Annotated in this window: 24 protein-coding genes; 7 read left to right on the forward strand and 17 right to left on the reverse strand. The window is 50.4% G+C overall.

Annotation, left to right across the window (positions count from 1 at the left end; translation table 11 throughout):
- Positions 1-276: 276 nt before the first annotated feature.
- The 6 genes from IQ260_RS11545 to IQ260_RS11570 form a co-directional block, all read right to left on the reverse strand.
- Complete coding sequence (locus tag IQ260_RS11545) at positions 277-1158, reverse strand: dienelactone hydrolase family protein (protein ID WP_193993257.1); 882 nt, start codon at positions 1156-1158, stop codon at positions 277-279.
- Between the two features lie 197 nt (positions 1159-1355).
- Entirely contained in the window at positions 1356-2042 is a 687-nt protein-coding gene (locus IQ260_RS11550) for a hypothetical protein (protein ID WP_193993258.1), read from the reverse strand.
- 82 nt (positions 2043-2124) lie between these two features.
- Positions 2125-2538 (reverse strand): hypothetical protein, encoded by a 414-nt coding sequence (locus IQ260_RS11555; protein ID WP_193993259.1) that lies wholly within the window; start codon positions 2536-2538, stop codon positions 2125-2127.
- Between the two features lie 118 nt (positions 2539-2656).
- Positions 2657-3565, reverse strand: coding sequence for an AAA family ATPase (locus IQ260_RS11560; protein WP_193993260.1), 909 nt, complete (start codon positions 3563-3565; stop codon positions 2657-2659).
- A gap of 298 nt (positions 3566-3863) precedes the next feature.
- Positions 3864-4820, reverse strand: coding sequence for an SPFH domain-containing protein (locus tag IQ260_RS11565; RefSeq protein ID WP_193993261.1), 957 nt, complete (start codon positions 4818-4820; stop codon positions 3864-3866).
- A 13-nt stretch (positions 4821-4833) separates the two neighbouring features.
- Complete coding sequence (locus IQ260_RS11570) at positions 4834-5262, reverse strand: NfeD family protein (RefSeq protein ID WP_193993262.1); 429 nt, start codon at positions 5260-5262, stop codon at positions 4834-4836.
- A 270-nt stretch (positions 5263-5532) separates the two neighbouring features.
- Here IQ260_RS11570 and IQ260_RS11575 point away from each other — a divergent pair, with 270 nt between their 5' ends.
- Together IQ260_RS11575 and IQ260_RS11580 are read left to right on the forward strand one after the other, a co-directional pair.
- Entirely contained in the window at positions 5533-7374 is a 1842-nt protein-coding gene (locus IQ260_RS11575; protein WP_193993263.1) for a protein phosphatase 2C domain-containing protein, read from the forward strand.
- Positions 7375-7529: 155 nt separating this feature from the next.
- Entirely contained in the window at positions 7530-7772 is a 243-nt protein-coding gene (locus tag IQ260_RS11580) for a ferredoxin-thioredoxin reductase variable chain (RefSeq protein ID WP_193993264.1), read from the forward strand.
- Between the two features lie 6 nt (positions 7773-7778).
- Here IQ260_RS11580 and IQ260_RS11585 read toward each other — a convergent pair whose 3' ends face one another.
- The 5 genes from IQ260_RS11585 to IQ260_RS11605 all read right to left on the reverse strand — a co-directional run bounded on the left by IQ260_RS11585 (position 7779) and on the right by IQ260_RS11605 (position 11177).
- Positions 7779-7997: a hypothetical protein gene (locus tag IQ260_RS11585; protein ID WP_193993265.1), complete on the reverse strand. Its 219-nt coding sequence runs from the start codon at positions 7995-7997 to the stop codon at positions 7779-7781.
- A 29-nt stretch (positions 7998-8026) separates the two neighbouring features.
- A complete protein-coding gene (locus IQ260_RS11590) occupies positions 8027-8821 on the reverse strand; it encodes a YdcF family protein (protein ID WP_193993266.1) in 795 nt (264 codons plus the stop codon).
- 1 nt (position 8822) lies between these two features.
- Entirely contained in the window at positions 8823-9122 is a 300-nt protein-coding gene (locus tag IQ260_RS11595; protein ID WP_193993267.1) for a hypothetical protein, read from the reverse strand.
- 237 nt (positions 9123-9359) lie between these two features.
- Entirely contained in the window at positions 9360-9650 is a 291-nt protein-coding gene (gene rplY, locus IQ260_RS11600) for a 50S ribosomal protein L25 (RefSeq protein ID WP_193993268.1), read from the reverse strand.
- 189 nt (positions 9651-9839) lie between these two features.
- Positions 9840-11177 carry an adenylosuccinate synthase gene (locus IQ260_RS11605; protein ID WP_193993269.1) on the reverse strand — a complete coding sequence of 446 codons (1338 nt, stop codon included), beginning with the start codon at positions 11175-11177 and terminating at the stop codon, positions 9840-9842.
- A 364-nt stretch (positions 11178-11541) separates the two neighbouring features.
- Here IQ260_RS11605 and IQ260_RS11610 point away from each other — a divergent pair, with 364 nt between their 5' ends.
- The 3 genes from IQ260_RS11610 to IQ260_RS11620 all read left to right on the forward strand — a co-directional run bounded on the left by IQ260_RS11610 (position 11542) and on the right by IQ260_RS11620 (position 14991).
- On the forward strand, positions 11542-12570 hold the full coding sequence (locus tag IQ260_RS11610; protein WP_193993270.1) for an adenosine deaminase: 1029 nt from the start codon (positions 11542-11544) through the stop codon (positions 12568-12570).
- A 182-nt stretch (positions 12571-12752) separates the two neighbouring features.
- Positions 12753-14552 carry an aspartate--tRNA ligase gene (gene aspS / locus IQ260_RS11615; RefSeq protein ID WP_193993271.1) on the forward strand — a complete coding sequence of 600 codons (1800 nt, stop codon included), beginning with the start codon at positions 12753-12755 and terminating at the stop codon, positions 14550-14552.
- A 97-nt stretch (positions 14553-14649) separates the two neighbouring features.
- The gene (locus IQ260_RS11620; RefSeq protein WP_193993272.1) at positions 14650-14991 is read left to right on the forward strand and encodes a DUF6464 family protein; all 342 of its coding nucleotides are present in this window, start codon (positions 14650-14652) and stop codon (positions 14989-14991) included.
- A 95-nt stretch (positions 14992-15086) separates the two neighbouring features.
- Here IQ260_RS11620 and IQ260_RS11625 read toward each other — a convergent pair whose 3' ends face one another.
- Positions 15087-15494, reverse strand: a complete 408-nt coding sequence (locus IQ260_RS11625) for a Fur family transcriptional regulator (protein ID WP_407657736.1) — start codon at positions 15492-15494, stop codon at positions 15087-15089.
- 96 nt (positions 15495-15590) lie between these two features.
- On the opposite strand from IQ260_RS11625, the gene purS reads away from it, so the two are divergent.
- Together purS and purQ are read left to right on the forward strand one after the other, a co-directional pair.
- Positions 15591-15857 carry a phosphoribosylformylglycinamidine synthase subunit PurS gene (gene purS, locus IQ260_RS11630; RefSeq protein WP_193993273.1) on the forward strand — a complete coding sequence of 89 codons (267 nt, stop codon included), beginning with the start codon at positions 15591-15593 and terminating at the stop codon, positions 15855-15857.
- Positions 15858-15953: 96 nt separating this feature from the next.
- Positions 15954-16652 (forward strand): phosphoribosylformylglycinamidine synthase subunit PurQ, encoded by a 699-nt coding sequence (gene purQ / locus IQ260_RS11635; protein WP_193993274.1) that lies wholly within the window; start codon positions 15954-15956, stop codon positions 16650-16652.
- Between the two features lie 9 nt (positions 16653-16661).
- Here purQ and IQ260_RS11640 read toward each other — a convergent pair whose 3' ends face one another.
- The 5 genes from IQ260_RS11640 to IQ260_RS11660 all read right to left on the reverse strand — a co-directional run bounded on the left by IQ260_RS11640 (position 16662) and on the right by IQ260_RS11660 (position 18544).
- Positions 16662-16997, reverse strand: a complete 336-nt coding sequence (locus tag IQ260_RS11640; RefSeq protein WP_193993275.1) for a XisI protein — start codon at positions 16995-16997, stop codon at positions 16662-16664.
- A 90-nt stretch (positions 16998-17087) separates the two neighbouring features.
- A complete protein-coding gene (locus IQ260_RS11645) occupies positions 17088-17372 on the reverse strand; it encodes a hypothetical protein (RefSeq protein WP_193993276.1) in 285 nt (94 codons plus the stop codon).
- 2 nt (positions 17373-17374) lie between these two features.
- Positions 17375-17911: a DUF6036 family nucleotidyltransferase gene (locus IQ260_RS11650; RefSeq protein WP_193993277.1), complete on the reverse strand. Its 537-nt coding sequence runs from the start codon at positions 17909-17911 to the stop codon at positions 17375-17377.
- 115 nt (positions 17912-18026) lie between these two features.
- A complete protein-coding gene (locus tag IQ260_RS31870) occupies positions 18027-18320 on the reverse strand; it encodes a type II toxin-antitoxin system RelE/ParE family toxin (RefSeq protein ID WP_193993278.1) in 294 nt (97 codons plus the stop codon).
- Positions 18320-18544, reverse strand: coding sequence for an addiction module protein (locus IQ260_RS11660; protein WP_193993279.1), 225 nt, complete (start codon positions 18542-18544; stop codon positions 18320-18322). The genes IQ260_RS31870 and IQ260_RS11660 overlap by 1 nt, the downstream gene beginning before the upstream one ends.
- Between the last annotated feature and the right edge of the window lie 548 nt (positions 18545-19092).

A 19092-nucleotide genomic window follows, 5' to 3' on the forward strand; every position in this document is an offset into this window, starting at 1 on the left:
TGTCTGGGTAGCGTCCATAGGTCAGCAGCCTATCAGCGCTGGGAGGCTGGGCCGATGGCAAAACCACGACTTCAAAAGGACAGTCTGTCTCGCTGCGCCATCGTAGATCTTCGCAAGCTGCTTTCAGTTCAGGTAGCAGATCATGGGTCGTGGGCATGGAAAAAGAATCAACTAAGAGGGTGGCTTACTCTAGTGATAGTCTATCTGGTGGTGTGTAATTGTATACGCCATACCACATACGTCACACCACAGACGCCTTGAGCACACCTCACTTTACTAGCTGTTGCTCTGTAAATGCTGTTTTAGAAACGACACAGTCCGTTGCCAGGATAGGTCTGCCGCCTCAGCGTTATAGCGAGTACCGGAGGGATTAGCAAAGGCATGGTTGGCTCCCTCATAGATATAGATCTCAGTATCTTTACCTAGGTCGTTCAAAGTGGTCTCAAAGGATTGAACCGTTTCAGGGGAAGGATTGGAATCTAGGGCACCAAAATGACCTTGGATGGGCATTTGCAATGGTTCTAGCGTAGCGGGATCGGTGGAAATTTGGCCGCCATAGTAAATGACAGCTGCATCTAACTCTGTCGGCAAGGCCAGGGCCGTATTCAGGGACCAGGAGCCACCAAAGCACCAGCCGATACTACCCACTTTTGGAACCTGCTGTTCATCCGTCAGGTAGCTATAGGCCGCCAGGACGTTTTGCGTTAGTCGATCAGAGTTTTGAATGGCGGCTTGCACCAGTGCTTTAGCGTCCTCAGGGGTTTCTGCCACATCGCCATCGTAGAGATCGACGGCTAAAGCCGTGTAACCCTCGGCGGCCAGACGACGGGTCATGGTGCGAATGTTATCGTTCAGGCCCCACCATTCTTGGATAACAATCAGACCGGGTAGGGGAGACTCGGCCTCAGTCGGTTTGGCTAAGTAGCCAGTAAAGGGAATATCGTCGAGGGATCCATAGGTAACGTCTTCTGTGATAACTGCATCGGAATCCACGTCTTGGGCTGCCGGGGATGCCACTGGCACATCATCCTTGTGCAGTTCTGCCATGGCATTGGTTTGGCTGTCCGCCGGGGTTTGACTGGAGGACGGCGGATTGATCAGAGCACAGCTAACGGCGAGCAGAGCTGTCACCAATGTAATTCCCAACAGTTTTCGCATGGTTCCGTAGGATGGTTTTACTGGTTTTACAGTGGAGAAATCGTGATGAATTTTTGAGGACGGCAACTGCTTCAGAGTAATCGATTTTCCTGGAAACTGCCTGAGAAAAATGGCTTATACAAATACTTACCAGGTAACTATATGTAAATGGAACAGGATTACTATGTCAGTACTCGCAGCGCGTAATTTCATACAAATCATCTATAACGTCGATATCTGGATTTGCCCTTTCTTGAAAGTCTATAACCATCGGCTTCAGCATGTTCTGCACAATCAAAACACCATGAAGCTTGTGATTCATAGTCTGCTTCTCCTGGAGAATAGTAGATACCACGATATGCATTACCTGGCAGATTCTCAGTTGCTCTGATTGGAAAACCTGAAGGACATTGATTCGTCTCCGGATCAGGAGGAGCGCCATACAATACACCTTTTCTTTGCCTTTGCTCATTCAGCTGATCCTCAAACCTTTCACGTTCAACTTGCTGAAAAAACTCATTACGCTCTCTTTTTTGTCGCTTTTCCTGATACAAACTACGTGCAGTGGAGCATTCTACTTGAATAGAGTTACTGAATTGAGCTAACTGACTAGTCAAAAATGGATTCTCAAAATGATATTCCGTAATTATTTGGTTTGCCTTCGTAATCACGCGAATAGCTTCGGCGAGTTCATCTTCATCCAAATACTCTAATTCTTCGAGCTTTTCTTGCGATATTTTATATAGAGGAATCATAGCTGCTGCAATCCCCCCAAATATCAAAACGAAGATAATGTAAATTACTTTGTGCCACGCTAGATATCCACATGCACACAAAACGGCAAGCATGAGAAAAAATTTAAATCGTTCTTCAATATCTTTCCAAAACTTATCCTCAGAAGACATATATGAGCATTTAAATGAAATATTCTTAGAATGAATGAAATGGAAAATATTTCCTTACCCTCTTTCAGAGACTGAATAAAAGCTAAGGAGTACTTGAATTTAAATAAATAACCCTGGTAGTTTCTGGATCTGTTTGCAGATTAATTATTTCTTTGGAAACACCATAATCCGGATGAGAGAAAGTCACTTCAACACTATCTCTCGGAGGCATCAGAAGCTCAATATAACCCTTTCTATCAGTAATTTTATCAACAGAGGGACCGTTGATAGTAAACCGTAAGTTAACATTTTCAATAGATTCTTGAGTCTGTCTATCAAGAACAGTAATTTGTACTTTTTGTAGACTTTCTTCGCTTGTTAGCTCGCCGGAAATATCTGAGTTGGAACTAATATTCTGAGTTAGATTATCGTAACCAAAAACCCCAAGAACTATTGCTATAAAAACGAACGAAGCTTGAGCCCACCAAGGAATACCCTTGAAAAAATCGTTCCACATATCTACTGTGACACTCTTAAGTAAATAATTACTTTTTGGCCTGTGACCTATGGGCAAGTAGTTTTCCCTAAAATAGTAAGAATACGCTCAACCCATGCCAAGATTTCAGTAATTCCACTTAGGGCACGGCGATGGTGTCTAACAGTTGAGCAATGATGGGCTCACTTTTGTGCCCACCGCTGGCAATGACTCGATGGGCTAGCACGGCTGTTGCCAAAGCCTTGACATCATCAGGTAAAACGTAGTCTCGTTCATCCAAAAAGGCTAAAGCCTGCGCTGCCCGGTACAGGGCTACCGTTCCCCGTGGACTGACGCCTAGGGCGACATCATCATGGTCGCGGGTGGCTCGCACCAGGCTGATGATGTACTGCTGCACTGAGGTTTCTACACCGATCTGCTGGCACTGCTGCTGCAGACTGTGCATTTCATCTAGGGTAATACAGGGCTGTAGGTCAGCGGGTTTGACCGGCTGGGCCAGGTTATGGAGCATCCTGAGTTCTTCGGTGGCACTAGGGTAGCCCAGACTGAGGGATAGGGCAAAACGATCCATCTGCGCCTCGGGTAGCGGAAAGGTACCCTGATATTCCACTGGGTTCTGAGTCGCAATGACAAAAAAGGGAGCGGGCACCAGGCGGGAAACCCCGTCTAGAGTCACCTGATGCTCTTCCATTACCTCCAGAAGTGCTGACTGGGTACGGGGGGTGGCCCGGTTGATTTCGTCGGTGAGCAATATGTTGGCAAAGACCGGTCCTGGCATAAACTGAAACACACCGCTGCTAGGGTTCCAGATATTGGTCCCGGTTACATCGCTAGGTAACAGGTCAGGAGTACACTGCACCCGCTGAAATTTGCCATCAATGCAGCGGGCTAAGGACTTGGCTAAGAGGGTTTTACCCACACCGGGCACATCTTCGAGCAGAACATGGCCACCGGACAGAAGTGCCACTAGGACCAGCCGGATAGAGGCTTCCTTACCAACGATGGTTTTATTCAGGTTCTGAACAATTTGATCGATGCGATCGCGCATAGCTGCCCTTGGATAACTGACTCCAGCTTACCCACAGAGTTCAAGATCATGGAATGACCTAACTCACAGGCGATGTGGAATAGTAACGCGGGACCGTTACCACACACATACAGAGACACGCGGAGACTAGCACAGATACCCATCGCGATATCAATTTCAGTAGCTATGGGTAAACTAACTTCGACCGCCGAGATTGCTAGAGAATTTCAGCGGCAGAACCACTAGCGGGTGTTTTGGCATCTGCTAGTGGCCCCCTACTTTGACGCTAGGGCTCCCTTTAAGGGATCAACGATGCTGGCTACGATTGCGTTAAATCCCCAACAATAGACTTCATCCCTTCTAACGTTGCTGGAATAGCGCGGGGATCCATAAACATAACTTTGCTGCTGTCGCTGGCTCCGATTTGGCTGCCCACATCTAGATACCCTTGGGCCAGCAAATACTGCAGAGCTTCGCGAGCGGAGGGATCGCTTTTTAGTTTTTGGGCTAATACCTGAATCGCTTCAGCCGTGGCCTGAGCCCGCAGGACTTGCTCCTGACGGTCTGCCTGGGCCTTGAGCACGATGGTCTTTTGTTCAGCTTCAGCGGCCAGAATAGACGCTTTTTTGCGGGCTTCGGCAGCAAGCAATTCTGATTCGGCCTGCCCCTGAGCAGCGTTGATGGCAGATTCTCGCTGGCCCTCTGAGGTCAGTACAGCCGCACGTTTTTGGCGCTCTGCAGCCATCTGCAGTTCCATAGAGTCTTGAACGGCCTTAGACGGCACAATGTCCCGCAGCTCTACACGGGTGACTTTTACGCCCCAAGGATCAGTGGCAATATCTAGTTCGCGCAGCAGGGTTTCATTAATTTCCGCTCGGGCGGTAAAGGTCTCGTCTAACTCTAGCTGCCCCATTTCTGCGCGGATCTGGGTGAGTACCAGGTTGACCATGGCCGCCTGCAGATTTTCGACTTTGTAGTAAGCCTTCTCTAAATCAACAATCCGCCAGTAGACAACGGCATCGACGCTAATGGAAACGTTGTCGCGGGTAATGCACTGCTGGGGCGCGACATCAAGGACCTTTTCGCGAATGGTTTGCTTATAAACCACCTTATCGATAAAGGGCACCGTAAAATTTAGCCCCGGCTGCAGCTTTTTGCCGGTATATCGTCCCAGACTTTCTATTAGCGCTTCGTCTCCTTGGTTGACGATGCGGACCGAACCGGCGGCAATGGAACCGCCAAAGGCCAACATGATTAAGAGTGCAAATGGGTTCATAGTGTGTAGTTTTCTACAAAAGAGCGCTCTCGGGCATGACAATCAGAGTATTGCCCTGACGTCCGACCACAATAACGGTTTGATTAGTCGCGATCGCAAGTTCGCGATCGCTACAGCAAGCAGGCCATGAATTCCCCTCATACATTACTCGCCCGCTGCTACCGGGAGGAATGGACGTAATGGTTCTAGCCTCGGTCGCATCCATCAGCGCCGGAGGCTGCCGACGGGGGGTAAACCGACGCAGAGCCCAAAACATCAGTAGTGATAGAACCATCCACAGCGCCACCTGCCAGCTAAAGGCCATCAGCGGCAACGCCATCACGATCAGACCGACAACAATGGCACTGACTCCCAACGCCGATTCCAAAAACGCAGTGGGAATCATCAGCTCCATTACACATAGAGCGACTCCAAGGAGAATCCAAAAAATTGCCAGGTTCATGGGCACGTAATGTTTTAGCTATTTCAAGGGTATAGCAAATGGCTGGATGTATTGCTCACCCCTACTTCCCTAACGACAAGGGCGATGGGGCCTTACTGATTCCTCCTTCAATGAGATCAACAATCGATCAGTGTCTCAGTGGGCAAAAACCTCAATGGGCAAAACCTCAATGGGCAAAGGCTATAAAAGAACTCCTCAATTGAACGCTTTGCGACTACCATTAACCTAATCTTTTTACCTCTGCCGACCCGGACAAAACCGCTGGTTAACATGACTCAAGTGGACGTCTCCCCCTTTAAGAAATACGTTCTAGCCCTGGGGCCAGGGCGCGATGTTCCACCGGGGCAAAGCGTCAATGACCGCTATTGGGTGCTGAGTCCAGGGGTATGGCACGATACCCAAGCCCCCGATCCCCCGGAGCATCCCGACACCGTCTCGGCGGCAGCCAAACCATACCTGCAGGCCTATCCTCACCAGCTTCATATCCCCACAGTCTATGGCGAATGCCCCCTCGATAGTGGCTCCGTCTTGCTTTTAGACAATGTGCCCATCGACCGCCATGGCAGACTCATGCCCACCCTCGGCACCGCCTGGGCTAGTGCCACCCCTTTTCGGCAAGCTTACTGGTGCTGGCAGCTGTTTAGTCTGTGGCCCCATTTGTTTGGCCTCAATATGGCCGCTAGCCTGAGCGCCCCCGAAGTAATTCACGTGGACGGCTGGCGCATCCGGTTGAGCAATCTGATCCCAGGACGACCGCCGCTAAAGGCACTGGCTCAGCTAATTGCCACCCTGCTCCCCAAATCTACGCCTACGCTGGCCAGCAACCTAAAGTCAGTGTTAGACCAGTGTGAAACCTCTGAACCGGAGACTCAGCCTAACTTTGACCAGATTTTAGAACATCTCAATCGGGTCCTGCTCACTCAGGCGATGGAGATTTCGCTCGCCACCGAGGTGGCCGGTAGTACCAACAGCGGTCAACAACCCCACAATGAGGATGCCTGCTACCCCAGCCAGGTTGAATTGGAACGGGCGAGCACCGCTGATCTATCTAGCTTGCCGCGCATGGCCATTGTCTGTGACGGGGTGGGCGGTCACGCTGGCGGCGAAGTTGCTAGCCAGACCGTGGTGCGATCGCTCCAGCTCCAGCTCCGAAGTCTCCTAGCAGAAATTGCTGAACAGGACACACCGCTGCCCCCCTATATCGTCATGGGGCAAATCGAAGCGGCCATTCGGGTGGCCAACAACCTGGTCGCTAGCCAAAACGATCAGCAGGGGCGGACCGAACGGCAGCGTATGGGCACCACCCTGGTAGCGGCGGTGATGATCCCCCAGAGGCTGCCCACAACGGACGGCCATGAAGACGTTAACGAGCTATACATTGCCCATGTCGGTGACAGCCGCGCCTATTGGATTACCCCCGAAGCCTGCCATTTACTCACAGTGGACGACGATGTGGCCGGGCGAGAGATTACAGCCGGCCACAGCTATCCAACCGTGGCCCAGGCCCGTGACGATGCCGGGGCACTCACCCAGGCCCTGGGTACCCGCGAGGCCGATAGCCTCACCCCCCACGTTCAGCGTTTTCTACTGGATGAAACGGGGGTATTGCTGCTGTGTTCCGATGGTCTCAGCGACCATCAGCGGGTGGAAACATCCTGGGCCAACTATATCGGCCTGATTGTAAAAAATATTGTGCCACTACCCACCGCCGTTGAGTCCTGGGTAGAGCTGGCTAACCAAAAAAATGGCCATGACAACATTGCCGTGGTGCTAATGCACTGCACCATTTCTGGCGATACTGTGGTGGTAGAAGACAGCATCCCCAACCTGACCCCCCAGGAAGGGCTTTACCCGACCGAACTTACCGCTGCCTCCAAAGCACTGCTCTATGGAGAAAGCGAAGAGCCCGCAGAAGACCCTGACCCCGTTACTTCAACAGAGGCTCCCCCCCGCCGTTCCCTTCAGGCCATGGTTCTAGGCATTCTACTGTTGATTGCTTTCAGCGTAGCCGGAGTAGCTGGCGTATTTCTATGGCAAAATTTCGGTCCCTCAGCCCCTCCCACAGAAACCGACCCATTGCCCAATACCTCGACGACAGACCCCGATTTCTAGCTAGTCCGGACGACGGCTATGATACCGGACTTTAACAACTAAATAGTTGTTAAAGTCTCTGGTACGGAGCTATCTTGTGAGAAAATGGTATCCAAAGTACATTGTTCGTGCGGTTCGCACGGATGTTTTCACGTTTGGATTACTTGGGATTACTAATGTCTATAAAAGCTGGCGATCGCGTTCGAGTTTCTACACCGGTTGTTTTATTTCACCATCCCAAGCATCGCAACCAACCGCACAATGCGGAGGGGATGGAAGGGACTGTCAAAACAGTCTTGAGCGACTGGAAAGGACGTCCCATTAGCCCTAACTTTCCAGTAGTGGTGGAGTTCGCCATCGAGGGAGCCAAGCGACCATTTAAGGCCCACCTGGCCAACACCGAACTGGAAGTCCTTTAGCCTTGACTAGGCCCGACATCGCCAAAACCAGCTAAAGAGGGGAATATCATTTTCCATGGCGGCCTGTTCGGCTTGATGCTGTTTGGCGGTGGCATAGTACCACTGGCAGTAGGCTTCAAACGCCTGACGGTGCTGCACCTCTTGACGAAATTCATAGGCAACCTGCTGCAGTTCGACGGCTTCACTGGCGATCGCTGAGGAGGGTTCAAAGGGGCGCTTGAGCATTAGTTAGAAATAGACCTTATTCCTTCTTACTATAGCCAGCCCCTCAAACGATAAATCCCTAAACCGATATATTCCTTCAAGGCTCTTGTAAAAAAGTCCAGGGATTCAGTATCGGGTAAAACGTTGAGAAACGTGCCCAGGGAAATTCCCCGCATGGCCGCTAAGGATTCGGTAGACACCCAATAGTCGGTCGGAGCTGCGGTTACATTTAACCCCTGGCGCTTAAAAATGGCCATGGATCGGGGCATATGGATGGCTGATGTGACCAGCAAAATAGTCTTGATCTGCCGCTGCTGTAATAGCTTCGCTGTATTCACAGCATTCTGATAAGTGTTGAGGGACTCGTCTTCGCGCAGAATATTGCGCTCAGGCACCCCCATCGCCAGGGCAATTTCGGTCATGTCTTCGGCTTCTGAGCGCTCTGCGGCATCTTTCCAGTTGATCCGCCCTCCGCTAAAAACAATCAGTGGAGCAACGCCATCCTGGTAAAGTTTGACACCGTATAGAACACGATCGCCAGATTCAAGTACCTCCACCCAGGGACGCGGCGGGGCCTGGGGACGGGTACTTCCCCCGAGGACAACAATCGCTTCAGCCGCTGGCACGGGATCCGGAGGCAGATACTGCCATTCCAGGGTTTTGACCACAGTGGACGCGATCAGAGGATTGCTGGTGCAAAATAGGATGAGTAGGGCGGTTGCGATCGCAAACAAAGAGCGGCGGGGCGTTTTCCACAGCCACACCATGGATAGCCCCAACAGCACACAGGACAACCCCAACGGATAAATAAATAACGGTAGGAGTTTCGATAAAAAGAGAAACATACTAGCGCTGCCGCCGTCTCAAATGACGTCGCTCAGTACGCCAGCGCCATCTGGGTAGCGGCAACAAGGGAGAGGATTTTTTAGCACCCTCTTGCACAGGCTCTCCCCCCAAGGCATTCCACCAGGCCGACACCAGGCCACCGGCAAACCCACCAATGGCCCCAAACAAAATACTGGTCGTTACCGAATACCCTAACAATACAAAAATCAACAAAAAGACCAGCCAGATTCGAAGGGCCACGGGCACAATCAAATCGGTCATGTCGTTGATAACAGGTTTGCCGCCTTTAGGTGATCCCATATCCGTCGAGAAAAATTGCTGCCGGGCTTAACGCCGCTTAACGCCTATACTATACCTGGCCAATTCACGACTGGGTGCCCCGCCACGAAAACAATACGAAACGCCCATAGTTGAGCACAATTCTGCGCTAACGCCGGTTCCATAGCATTGGCTAGAAAAACAGCGACAAAAACGCCCCTGGGAACGTAGCTCCGTAGCTCCCAGAGGCGTTTATAACTTAAAGCTAAGTCGCAGTGCCTACTTAGCCCAAAAGCTAATGTGGTAAACCGCGTTCTTCCAAGGATGACTTTGCACTTCTTGCAAAACAACTTTGCCATTCCAAGGCATATCTGCCACATTTAGGTCGAGTTCTACCTTTTGGCCTTTTGCTTTGCGCAGTAAAGCTTGAACCTCGCGGGTATTGGCCTTGAGGGCCACAGAATTGGTGCCATCATGGCCATAGAGCACAGCAGGAGTCACCCCATCCCGGCGTAAAGCTCCAGGCTTTTCATTATCAGCACGCTTATTGCAGTCGAGAGTCAGTTCCATTGTCATTGTCCAATCGATGAAAAAATAAATTATTGTTTGTTACACGTCCGCCGATGGCCAGCCGATTAGTCGTTGATTAGCCTAATCTAGCTCGCACTGACCTCAGATTTCTGCTAGTACAGCCTTTGATCTGACGAGAAGCCGTATTTAGTGCTTTACCATCCTAGCGCCTCAGGTCACGATTCGTGACTAAGCCACCTTGAACGCCCCACCGTTTTCATAGAGCAAGGCTCGCTTGGGTCCATGGATGGGATCTTCCACGATGATGGTCTGGTCACGGCTGGCCCCAAGGGACACAATGGCGATGGGCACCTCCATCAGCTTGGCCAAAAACTCCAGATAGTCTAGAGCCTGCTTGGGCAAATCTTCCAACCGGCGACAGTTAGCCGTTGATTGATTCCACCCCGGCATGGTTTCATACACGGGCTTACACCGTGCAAATAAACTGGCACTGCCCGGCAAGTCCTTGCAGCGTTCGCCATCTAGCTCATAGGCAACACAGACTTTAATTTCGTCCATTTCATCCAAGACATCTAGCTTAGTAATGGCTAGACAGTCTAACCCATTGATCCGCACAGCATAGCGACCGATCACCGCATCAAACCAGCCGCAGCGACGCTGCCGACCAGTGGTCGTCCCAAACTCAGCCCCACGCATACAGAGGGCATTGCCCATATCATCAAATAACTCAGTGGGGAAAGGCCCCTCACCGACGCGTGTGGTGTAAGCCTTAGCCACACCAATCACCCGGTCAACGGCAGTCGGACCAATACCAGAACCAATGCACGCCCCTCCAGCCACCGGATTAGAAGAGGTCACATAGGGATAGGTACCATGGTCAAGGTCCAGCAGCGTCCCTTGAGCCCCTTCAAACAATACGTTTTTGCGCTTTTGCAGCGCGTTATAAATATGTAGAGAGCTGTCTACCACATGGGGACGCAAGCGCTCTGCATAGGCCTCGTACTCTTGATAAACCTCTTCTGGGTCAAGGGGAGGAAGATTGTAGAGCTTTTCTAAGACAATATTTTTGTAGTTAATCGTCCATTCTAGCTGCTCTCGAAAGGCAGACAGATCCATCAGATCGCAAATGCGGATTCCCGTACGCTCAGACTTGTCAGCATAGGTGGGACCGATCCCACGCTTGGTGGTACCAATCTTGTTCGTTCCCCGGCGCTCTTCGGATGCCTGATCGATTAGCCGGTGATACGGCATGGTCACATGGGCCGTTTCAGAAATGAAAAGGTTCTTACTGGACACACCTAAGCCATCTAGCTTATCCAGTTCAGCAATTAATTCTTTGGGATCAATCACCGTGCCACTGCCGATCAAGCATTCAGTCTCACGGTACAAAATGCCCGAAGGGATCAGGTGCAGCTTAAAGGTCTGATCTTTTACAACAACGGTGTGACCTGCATTGACGCCACCCTGATAACGAACAACTACGTCCGCCGATTTGCTGAGCAAATCAGTGATCTTTCCTTTACCTTCATCGCCCCACTGGGCACCAATTACAATAACGTTTGCCAAGGGAATTTCGCGCGTTACGATTCAAACAAATCACAATTATGATTAGGCAAGGTGGCCAGTGTCAATAAATGACGGTATGAACCTTGCTGGGTAATCGAGAGCGAATTGATTTTCTGCACCACCGTAGGTAATGACTCAAAGATTAACGAAAGGTTAATCTCCTCAAGGTTTTGGTCATAGCCCCAGGCAAAAAAATCAATCCTGCGGTAAAACTTAATCTAATAGGCATTTCACACTTTTTTAATTTTTGTTTCAGCTGGGTAATCGATAGGGCTCAGCCAGATTCGATACCGTTGGATACGCCCCAAGCATCTGGGGACTTTAATCAAACTACCTAACCCACCACCACACCTAGAGGCATTCCATGAGTCTTTATGCGGAACTCCATCGCCACCTGGGGGGCTCTGTCGTACCCAGAATCCTATGGCGTTATTTTCAAAGAAATCGTCCTGATTTAGCGGAGCGATTTGCTGATTACTCAGAGTTTGAGCAGTTTTATACCCAGCCTAAGGATTCGTTAGAAGAATACTTAGAGCTCCATACCCTAGTAGAGAGCGTACAAACCCGAGAAGCGCTGCCCTACTTTATCTATCGGCTCATTAGAGGGGCCTATATTTTTGAGAATCTAGCCTATCTCGAGCTGCGCTATACCCCCTTTTACCGGACGCCCCACAGTCTGAGCGAACGCGATCGCACGGACATGATGGCAGAAATTGTCGAAATTGTGGGCCGGGCCACGGAGCAAACTGAGTATCCCGTTGTGACTCGGCAAATCCTATGTATGCACTCCCGCCTACCTTACGAGATCAACCGCGCCACGATTGATCTCGCAGCCCAGTACCCCAACTACGTGTGCGCCATTGATATTGCCGGCGGCGATGCCGCCTATCGCGAAAAGCTAGATGAGATTATTCAGCTGTACCGCTATGCCCAGTCGCTGGGGATCAAAACCACCGGCCACCTGTATGAAACCTCCAACGGCTGCTATCCGGAGCTGCTGCCCTATCTGATGCGGATTGGCCACGGTATTCAGATTCCATTACATTATCCAGAATTGCTCAAAGATGTAGCGGCTCGCGGACAGTGTTTGGAAGTTTGCCCCACCACCTACTGGCAGACCGGTACCCTAGATGAAATCGGCCAGCTCAAGGATGTCTTTAGTCGTTGCTTTGATGCGGGGGTGGATATCGCCATCTGTACTGACAATGCCGGTCTGCACAATGTGCGGTTGCCCTTTGAATACGAAAATCTGCTAACCCAGGACGTGATTGGGTTTGACGGCTTGCGAGCCTGTCAGGAAGCAGCCTTTCGCCATGCCTTTGCCTGGCCCCACCACCAGCAGCCAGCGTCCATGCTATCTGAGATGCTCCAAGGCCAAGCGGCTGTCCGCTAACGATTTCAGCAAGGTCAGGAGGTGGCTGGAGCTTATTTTTGAGTTGAAGTAACAAAGTTTGCTAGAACAATTTAGACATGCTGAATTCAAACCTCAAAATTCGGCACGCAAAACTACCTAACGATCCTAGATAATGGGTAGGCTTTGTTGAAACTTACGAAAATCAATCCCCTCCTGTATCCATGCGTACCTTATATTGCGGCCAGCTGCGGGCCGAGCATATCGATAAGACCGTTACCCTATACGGCTGGGTCGACCGCCGCCGCGATCATGGTGGGGTGATTTTTTTGGATTTGCGCGATCGCAACGGCATCGTCCAAATTGTCAGCGATCCTGAACGTACACCCGAGTCCTACCCGGTCGCGGATCAGGTCCGTAATGAGTACGTCGTTAAAATTGAAGGCCGGGTCAGTAAGCGGCCCCCCGAGTCCCTCAACCCCAACCTGCCGACGGGCGAAGTCGAAATCTACGCCAGCAGCATTGAGCTGCTGAGCGCTGTGCGCACCCAGCTACCGTTTCAAATTTCGACAGCGGAAGAAGAAAACGTCCGCGAAGAGCTGCGGCTAAAGTACCGCTATCTAGATTTACGTCGGGAACGCATGGGCCGCAATATTCGGCTACGCCACGAGGTAATGAAGGCAATCCGGCGTTTTCTAGAAGATCAAGAAGACTTTATTGAAGTTGAAACCCCCATTTTGACCCGGTCCACCCCCGAAGGTGCTCGGGACTATGTGCTGCCGTCACGGGTCAACCCCAGTGAGTGGTATGCCCTACCCCAGTCGCCCCAGCTATTTAAGCAGCTGCTGATGGTAGCTGGGATGGACCGCTATTACCAAATTGCCCGCTGCTTCCGCGATGAGGATTTGCGGGCCGACCGCCAGCCGGAATTTACCCAGCTGGATATGGAAATGAGCTTTATGGATCAAGAGGAGATCCTGACGCTCAATGAAAGTCTGGTAGCCCATATCTTTAAGGCGGTCAAAGGCATTGACCTGCCCAAGCCCTTCCCTCGCATGACCTACGCCGAGGCCATGGATCGCTATGGCAGCGACAAGCCCGATACCCGATACGGTCTAGAGCTAGTGGAGGTGTCGGACATTGTCAAAAATTCTGGCTTTAAGGTGTTCTCGGGGGCGGTTAAGTCTGGCGGCCAGGTAAAAGTACTGCCCATTCCTGGCGGCAACGATGCCATTTCCAATGTGCGGATTAAGCCCGGTGGGGATGTGTTTAAGGTGGCCACCGATGCGGGCGCTAAGGGGCTGGCCTATATCCGCGTGCGGGAAGATGGCGAAATCGATACCATCGGTGCCATCAAAGACAACCTCAGCGACGAACAAAAGCAAACGCTGCTAGAGCGGACCGGAGCCGAAGCGGGCCATCTGCTGTTATTTGGGGCCGGACCGACAGCCACGGTTAATGCCGCTTTGGATAAGGTGCGCCAGGCGATCGCAACCGAGCTAGACCTGATCGACACGGATAAACTCAATTTTCTCTGGGTGACGGACTTCCCCATGTTTGAGTGGAATGCGGACGAGAACCGCTACGAGGCGTTGCACCATCCATTTACCGCCCCTAATCCCGAAGACATTGATGACCTGAAAACCGCCCGAGCCGTTGCCTATGACCTGGTGCTCAACGGCTATGAAATCGGTGGTGGCAGTCTGCGCATCTATCAGCCGGATGTACAGGCCAAGGTATTTAAAACCATTGGCCTCAGCGATGACGAAGCCCGCGAGAAGTTTGGCTTCTTTATCGATGCCTTTGACTTTGGTGCCCCACCCCACGGTGGCATTGCCTATGGTCTCGACCGTTTGGTGATGCTGATGGCTGAGGAAAGTTCTATTCGCGATGCGATCGCATTTCCCAAGACCCAACAGGCCCGCTGTCTACTCACCCAGGCCCCATCCAGCGTTGACGACCGCCAGCTTAAGGAACTGCAGGTGAAGTCCACCTATAAGCCCAAGGATAAAGGAGACTCATAGGGCTGCATTTTGGGGCTACATCCTTTTCAAAATCTACATCTGTCAGTCCAAAAACCTGCGCTAGGATCAAGGCGATTTCCTCGAACAGTCGCTATCTATGGCCGTAGTCATGTTTTTGATATTGGTGGGTCTAGTGCCACCGGCTATATCAGTCTGGGCAAGCTACCAAGCCGAACGACGGGTCATGGCTCGTCTGGATGCAGCTATGAATGCCGGCAACTATCCAGCCGCCAACCCATGGCGACGACATAACCCGGATGAGCACTATATTGACGGCATTGGATTAGTCATTGGTGATATCACCTGCCAGCTCAATGCCCGCTCCCCTCATATCCGCTGCGCGGTAAATCCCACCGGTCCCTGTGAGGATTGTCGTTCCTATGAAGGACGGACTTACCAGACTCTGCAAACAGCAGCTCCATTACAGGAGCCCCACTAATCAGTCAGGCTCAAAGTCCTTCTCCCTCGGGAGAAGGATTTAGGATGAGGGTCCGATGCAGCCCACAGAGCTGATTTCCAGCACCCCAGTAGCCTCTAGCTCGAGACCACTTGACACTTATCGCAGAGGCCAAAAAACTCGAGGGTATGGTAAAAAATGCGGAAATGGTGGGAGTCGTTGAGGTGCTTTTCCAACTCGTGAACCGGGCATTGCTCAATGGGTAAAGACTCGCCGCATCTCAGACAGGTTAGGTGGTGACGGTCTTCTTGGGCGAGGCTGTAGAGGGATTCTCCATTAGAAAGGGTACGCATTTGAACCGTACCGTCCAGCTTTAGAGCTTCTAGGGCTCGATAGACGGTGGCTAGACCAATGCGACTACCGGCTTGCCTCATGGCACCATGCAAATCTTGGGCAGAAATAGCCTGCTCCTGGTTTTGCAGTGCTTCTAGGATGCGCTCCTGGTTACGAGTGTGACGGATGGCCATGGGTTTGAAGGGAGACATACTACTAGCTTAGACCTTAGAACTGAGGTTAGGGTAGCCCCGCTGGCATTGACTGAGGTGCGATAAGATAGGCGGGCAGCTTGCGGAATTTATATTGTGGCGCAGACTTATCAGGCTCAAGTGTATGTGACTCTTCGGCCATCGGTACTTGACCCGGCAGGTACGGCGGTGCGTTCTGGGTTAGAGCACATGGGATACGACAATGTGAGTAAGATCCGCATTGGTAAATATATAGAGGTGTCGCTAACGGCAGATAGCGAAGAGGCGGCGACTCAGCAGCTAGACCGCATGTGTGACCAGCTATTGGCAAATCCGGTGATTGAGAATTATCGGATTGAACTACAGGCGATGGCGACGGCATAGTCTGCTGCCCTTCCTGCTGGGTTGGGCGTTGTCTACATACCAAGATTTATGCAGCTCTCACAGCTGTCCTGACCTATTACTCACCCATTTTGTGCCATGAAATTTGGTGTTATTACATTTCCGGGTTCAAACTGCGATCGCGACGTCGTCTATGTCACCCGCGATATTCTCCAGCGCCCCACCCATCGCATCTGGCATGGGGACAGCGACCTGGGTGATGTGGATGTGGTGGTGGTGCCCGGCGGCTTTAGCTTTGGTGACTATCTGCGCTGTGGGGCGGTGGCCCAGTTTTCTCCGGCGATGCGCTCGGCCATTGACCATGCCAACAAAGGTGGCTTATTGCTGGGCATCTGCAACGGCTTCCAGATTTTGACCGAGGTAGGGCTGCTGCCGGGGGCATTGATGCGTAATCGGGACATGCGGTTTATTTGCGATCGCACTCCCCTAAAAGTAGAACGCACCGATCTCACCTGGACTAAAAATTACACTCAAGGTCAAACCATCACAGTACCCATCGCTCATGGAGAAGGTTGTTACTATGCCGATGGGGATACGCTCAAGTCTCTAGAAGATAATAATCAGGTTGTTTTTCGCTACAGCAGCCCAGATGGCACAGTTGATGACAGCAATAACCCCAACGGTTCCCTCAACAACATTGCGGGCATTTGCAACAAAACAGGCAATGTTCTTGGCATGATGCCCCACCCAGAAAGGGCAGCCGATGCCAGACTAGGCGGCATGGACGGATTGGCGTTATTCGAATCAGTTTTAGCAACCGCGTTAAGTGCCGCTTGATGTTGTTTTTTAACGGACGGCGTAGGGAGTAAACTGACGCTTAAACTCGTCATGAAAACCGAGAACAATGTCTGACTCTGGTACACCCAAGGCGACTAGGCGCTGGGCGACAGCATCTTCTGTACCATTGTATTGAACCCAGATTTTGCCATCTTGTATATCAAAGTGGAGAACGGGGCCAAAGATTCGCTTGTCTTCTTGCCAACCGACATAAGCAAGCTGGTAATGTCCGTGCTCATCATCAAAAATTAGTTGATTTTGTATAGTATCTCTTGATGAAGAAGTGCCTGCATGGTCTGTGAGAATTTGTTTGATTGCTTCCCGATACTTGGCTAGCTTATCCACTCTTGAATCTCCTCCAATTCTGGTTTATATACAATTAATCGAACCTGATAGCGTTATAGAGACCTTTGAATAAGAGAATGCGATGGGTTGTCAGCTAGCATTCGTCAGTTCAAGCGCATTGCAAAAACTGTTGAGACTATTCAATAAAGCATTGTAATAGGGATAAGGATCGTCTCGTTCATTCTGTAGACGTTCATACAGCGTTAGTTCGGGCTCTGGCATTAGGTGGCTTTTGGGAAATTGTAAGCCTGCTGCGGTTAGGCGTGTTGATGCAATAGTAATCAACAAAGCACCAACAGTGTCAGATTTACCGTTGTGCAAATCTTCTAGTCCAGGCAAAATAAATTCGGCTCCCGGCAACTCTTTGAGATCCATAGCTATCCTTCTGAGAATGTCTGTTCAATAAATGTATCGACCCTATCCTTTAAAGTCTCAGGATCAAGCGACGGGAAGCGAATTAGCTCAGGTTCAATAGCTTCAAAACAGTCACGTAAATCATCTATTGAGAACAGTCCCTGTGCATACATAGCCTGCACGTCATTGAGATCGCGGTCATATCCCCTCGAGAGTTTAGACAGCGCCTGGGCTGTAAAATCATAGTGATAGAACGAAATTTGGCCACGCTTTCCAATAAATAAGCTTCTATCGCGCCATCCTGGAAGCGGGGGCAAAAAATCTTGGGGAGATGCTAACTCAATATTGATATTCAAGTCTCGTTTGAGTTTGGCAATAGCTTGAAAAATACCTGGAGGCTCAGGATCTAGACGAATATCGATATCGACGGTAGAACTACGCCAGCCAATCAATAGAGCACTAGCACCTCCTGTAAAATAAATAGAGCCTATGCCACGAGCTTCTCGACCCAAAATAGTCATAAGTTGTTCTATCTTCTCAGGATCAATATTGGAACGCATGATTCGTATATTTTTTTAATCAGTGCTTTAAGCCGTAGTAGTAGGGCAATTTTGAAGGCTATCAGTTTTTTGGCTTCTCAATTCTGCTGTTGTAGCACAGGCATAGTGCAGAGCTTTACTTTTGTCTTGAATTCCAATAACCCGGTTTTTTCTTGCAATGTATTAATGCCAGGATCAGTATGGAATCTGATTCGATTGTGTATAGAATTCCGTAAGGGAACTTGAGGGTCAAACAACGACGAATATCTCCATCGATAGCTGGGTATCGACCGGGTGAATCTCTGAGACGGTAGATAGCTTTCTCAACTGCATCGATGAAAGCTTGGGCTAAATCTACATTCTGCTCTGCATAATATCGAACGGCTTCTGAATACTCAGTTAACGAGTCTGGATGAAAAACGTATTTCATTAATTGAGAATTTCTCTAACCTGGGCTAGAGCGTCTTCTCCAGGAATTGGCTGTACTGAGCCAGTTCGGATGTCATCGCGTCGTTTTTGGGCTTCCAATAGCCATTCAGATTGAATGTCAGTATCTATGTCGTCTTCGAAGCTTGCTAATAGTGCTTCTACAAGCTGAAATCTTAGATCGTTTGGAAGCGATAAGGCTTCTTGTGTGAGTTGGTCGATAGACATAGTGATTTACAGCTAGCGTAAACTGGACTGTAAGCTGAGTTTACATTGACTCCATTATATCTTTGGCTAGCTGCCTGCCAAATCGGGATTGAGCATATCACTAGAATATCGAGGTGGCTTAATGCCAGGTATTTGTAATGGCTTTCATTTTCGAGACCGGCTTGAGTTGGCGCGTTGATGCGATCTCGCCAACGCTGACTGGTCAGTGCGCAATCAACAATGCCCCAACCGTGTCAGATTTACCATTGTGCAAATCCTCAAATCTAGGCAAGATTAATTCAGCTCCCGGCAACTCTTTGAGATCCATAGCTATCCTTCTGAGAATGTCTGTTCAATAAATAGGGTTTGCTGAAAAAATCAATCAGGATAGAATCCGTGGCCTCAATCTGCCAAACGCAAGTTGTCGCATTTGATTAACGCCTTAGCGATGTACTTCCAGGTGTGATGTGTCTCGTGTCACCAGGACTGGATAGCCGAGTGTACCAAGTGTATCCAGAAGCGCATAAGCCAAAAAATAAACCGGCGTAGCCGTTTCTCCAAGTTCATCA

Origin of the sequence: Leptolyngbya cf. ectocarpi LEGE 11479, from assembly GCF_015207065.1 — a bacterium.
Lineage (GTDB): Bacteria > Cyanobacteriota > Cyanobacteriia > Phormidesmidales > Phormidesmidaceae > Leptothoe > Leptothoe ectocarpi.

What these genes read in the sequence shown, in the direction of transcription:
- IQ260_RS11545 (WP_193993257.1), bottom strand. Translation starts at nt 1,158, where the DNA reads ATGCGAAAACTGTTGGGAATTACATTGGTGACAGCTCTGCTCGCCGTT.
- IQ260_RS11550 (WP_193993258.1), bottom strand. Translation starts at nt 2,042, where the DNA reads ATGTCTTCTGAGGATAAGTTTTGGAAAGATATTGAAGAACGATTTAAA.
- IQ260_RS11555 (WP_193993259.1), bottom strand. Translation starts at nt 2,538, where the DNA reads ATGTGGAACGATTTTTTCAAGGGTATTCCTTGGTGGGCTCAAGCTTCG.
- IQ260_RS11560 (WP_193993260.1), bottom strand. Translation starts at nt 3,565, where the DNA reads ATGCGCGATCGCATCGATCAAATTGTTCAGAACCTGAATAAAACCATC.
- IQ260_RS11565 (WP_193993261.1), bottom strand. Translation starts at nt 4,820, where the DNA reads ATGAACCCATTTGCACTCTTAATCATGTTGGCCTTTGGCGGTTCCATT.
- IQ260_RS11570 (WP_193993262.1), bottom strand. Translation starts at nt 5,262, where the DNA reads ATGAACCTGGCAATTTTTTGGATTCTCCTTGGAGTCGCTCTATGTGTA.
- IQ260_RS11575 (WP_193993263.1), top strand. Translation starts at nt 5,533, where the DNA reads ATGACTCAAGTGGACGTCTCCCCCTTTAAGAAATACGTTCTAGCCCTG.
- IQ260_RS11580 (WP_193993264.1), top strand. Translation starts at nt 7,530, where the DNA reads ATGTCTATAAAAGCTGGCGATCGCGTTCGAGTTTCTACACCGGTTGTT.
- IQ260_RS11585 (WP_193993265.1), bottom strand. Translation starts at nt 7,997, where the DNA reads ATGCTCAAGCGCCCCTTTGAACCCTCCTCAGCGATCGCCAGTGAAGCC.
- IQ260_RS11590 (WP_193993266.1), bottom strand. Translation starts at nt 8,821, where the DNA reads ATGTTTCTCTTTTTATCGAAACTCCTACCGTTATTTATTTATCCGTTG.
- IQ260_RS11595 (WP_193993267.1), bottom strand. Translation starts at nt 9,122, where the DNA reads ATGGGATCACCTAAAGGCGGCAAACCTGTTATCAACGACATGACCGAT.
- rplY (WP_193993268.1), bottom strand. Translation starts at nt 9,650, where the DNA reads ATGGAACTGACTCTCGACTGCAATAAGCGTGCTGATAATGAAAAGCCT.
- IQ260_RS11610 (WP_193993270.1), top strand. Translation starts at nt 11,542, where the DNA reads ATGAGTCTTTATGCGGAACTCCATCGCCACCTGGGGGGCTCTGTCGTA.
- aspS (WP_193993271.1), top strand. Translation starts at nt 12,753, where the DNA reads ATGCGTACCTTATATTGCGGCCAGCTGCGGGCCGAGCATATCGATAAG.
- IQ260_RS11620 (WP_193993272.1), top strand. Translation starts at nt 14,650, where the DNA reads ATGGCCGTAGTCATGTTTTTGATATTGGTGGGTCTAGTGCCACCGGCT.
- IQ260_RS11625 (WP_407657736.1), bottom strand. Translation starts at nt 15,494, where the DNA reads ATGTCTCCCTTCAAACCCATGGCCATCCGTCACACTCGTAACCAGGAG.
- purQ (WP_193993274.1), top strand. Translation starts at nt 15,954, where the DNA reads ATGAAATTTGGTGTTATTACATTTCCGGGTTCAAACTGCGATCGCGAC.
- IQ260_RS11645 (WP_193993276.1), bottom strand. Translation starts at nt 17,372, where the DNA reads ATGGATCTCAAAGAGTTGCCGGGAGCCGAATTTATTTTGCCTGGACTA.
- IQ260_RS11650 (WP_193993277.1), bottom strand. Translation starts at nt 17,911, where the DNA reads ATGCGTTCCAATATTGATCCTGAGAAGATAGAACAACTTATGACTATT.
- IQ260_RS31870 (WP_193993278.1), bottom strand. Translation starts at nt 18,320, where the DNA reads ATGAAATACGTTTTTCATCCAGACTCGTTAACTGAGTATTCAGAAGCC.
- IQ260_RS11660 (WP_193993279.1), bottom strand. Translation starts at nt 18,544, where the DNA reads ATGTCTATCGACCAACTCACACAAGAAGCCTTATCGCTTCCAAACGAT.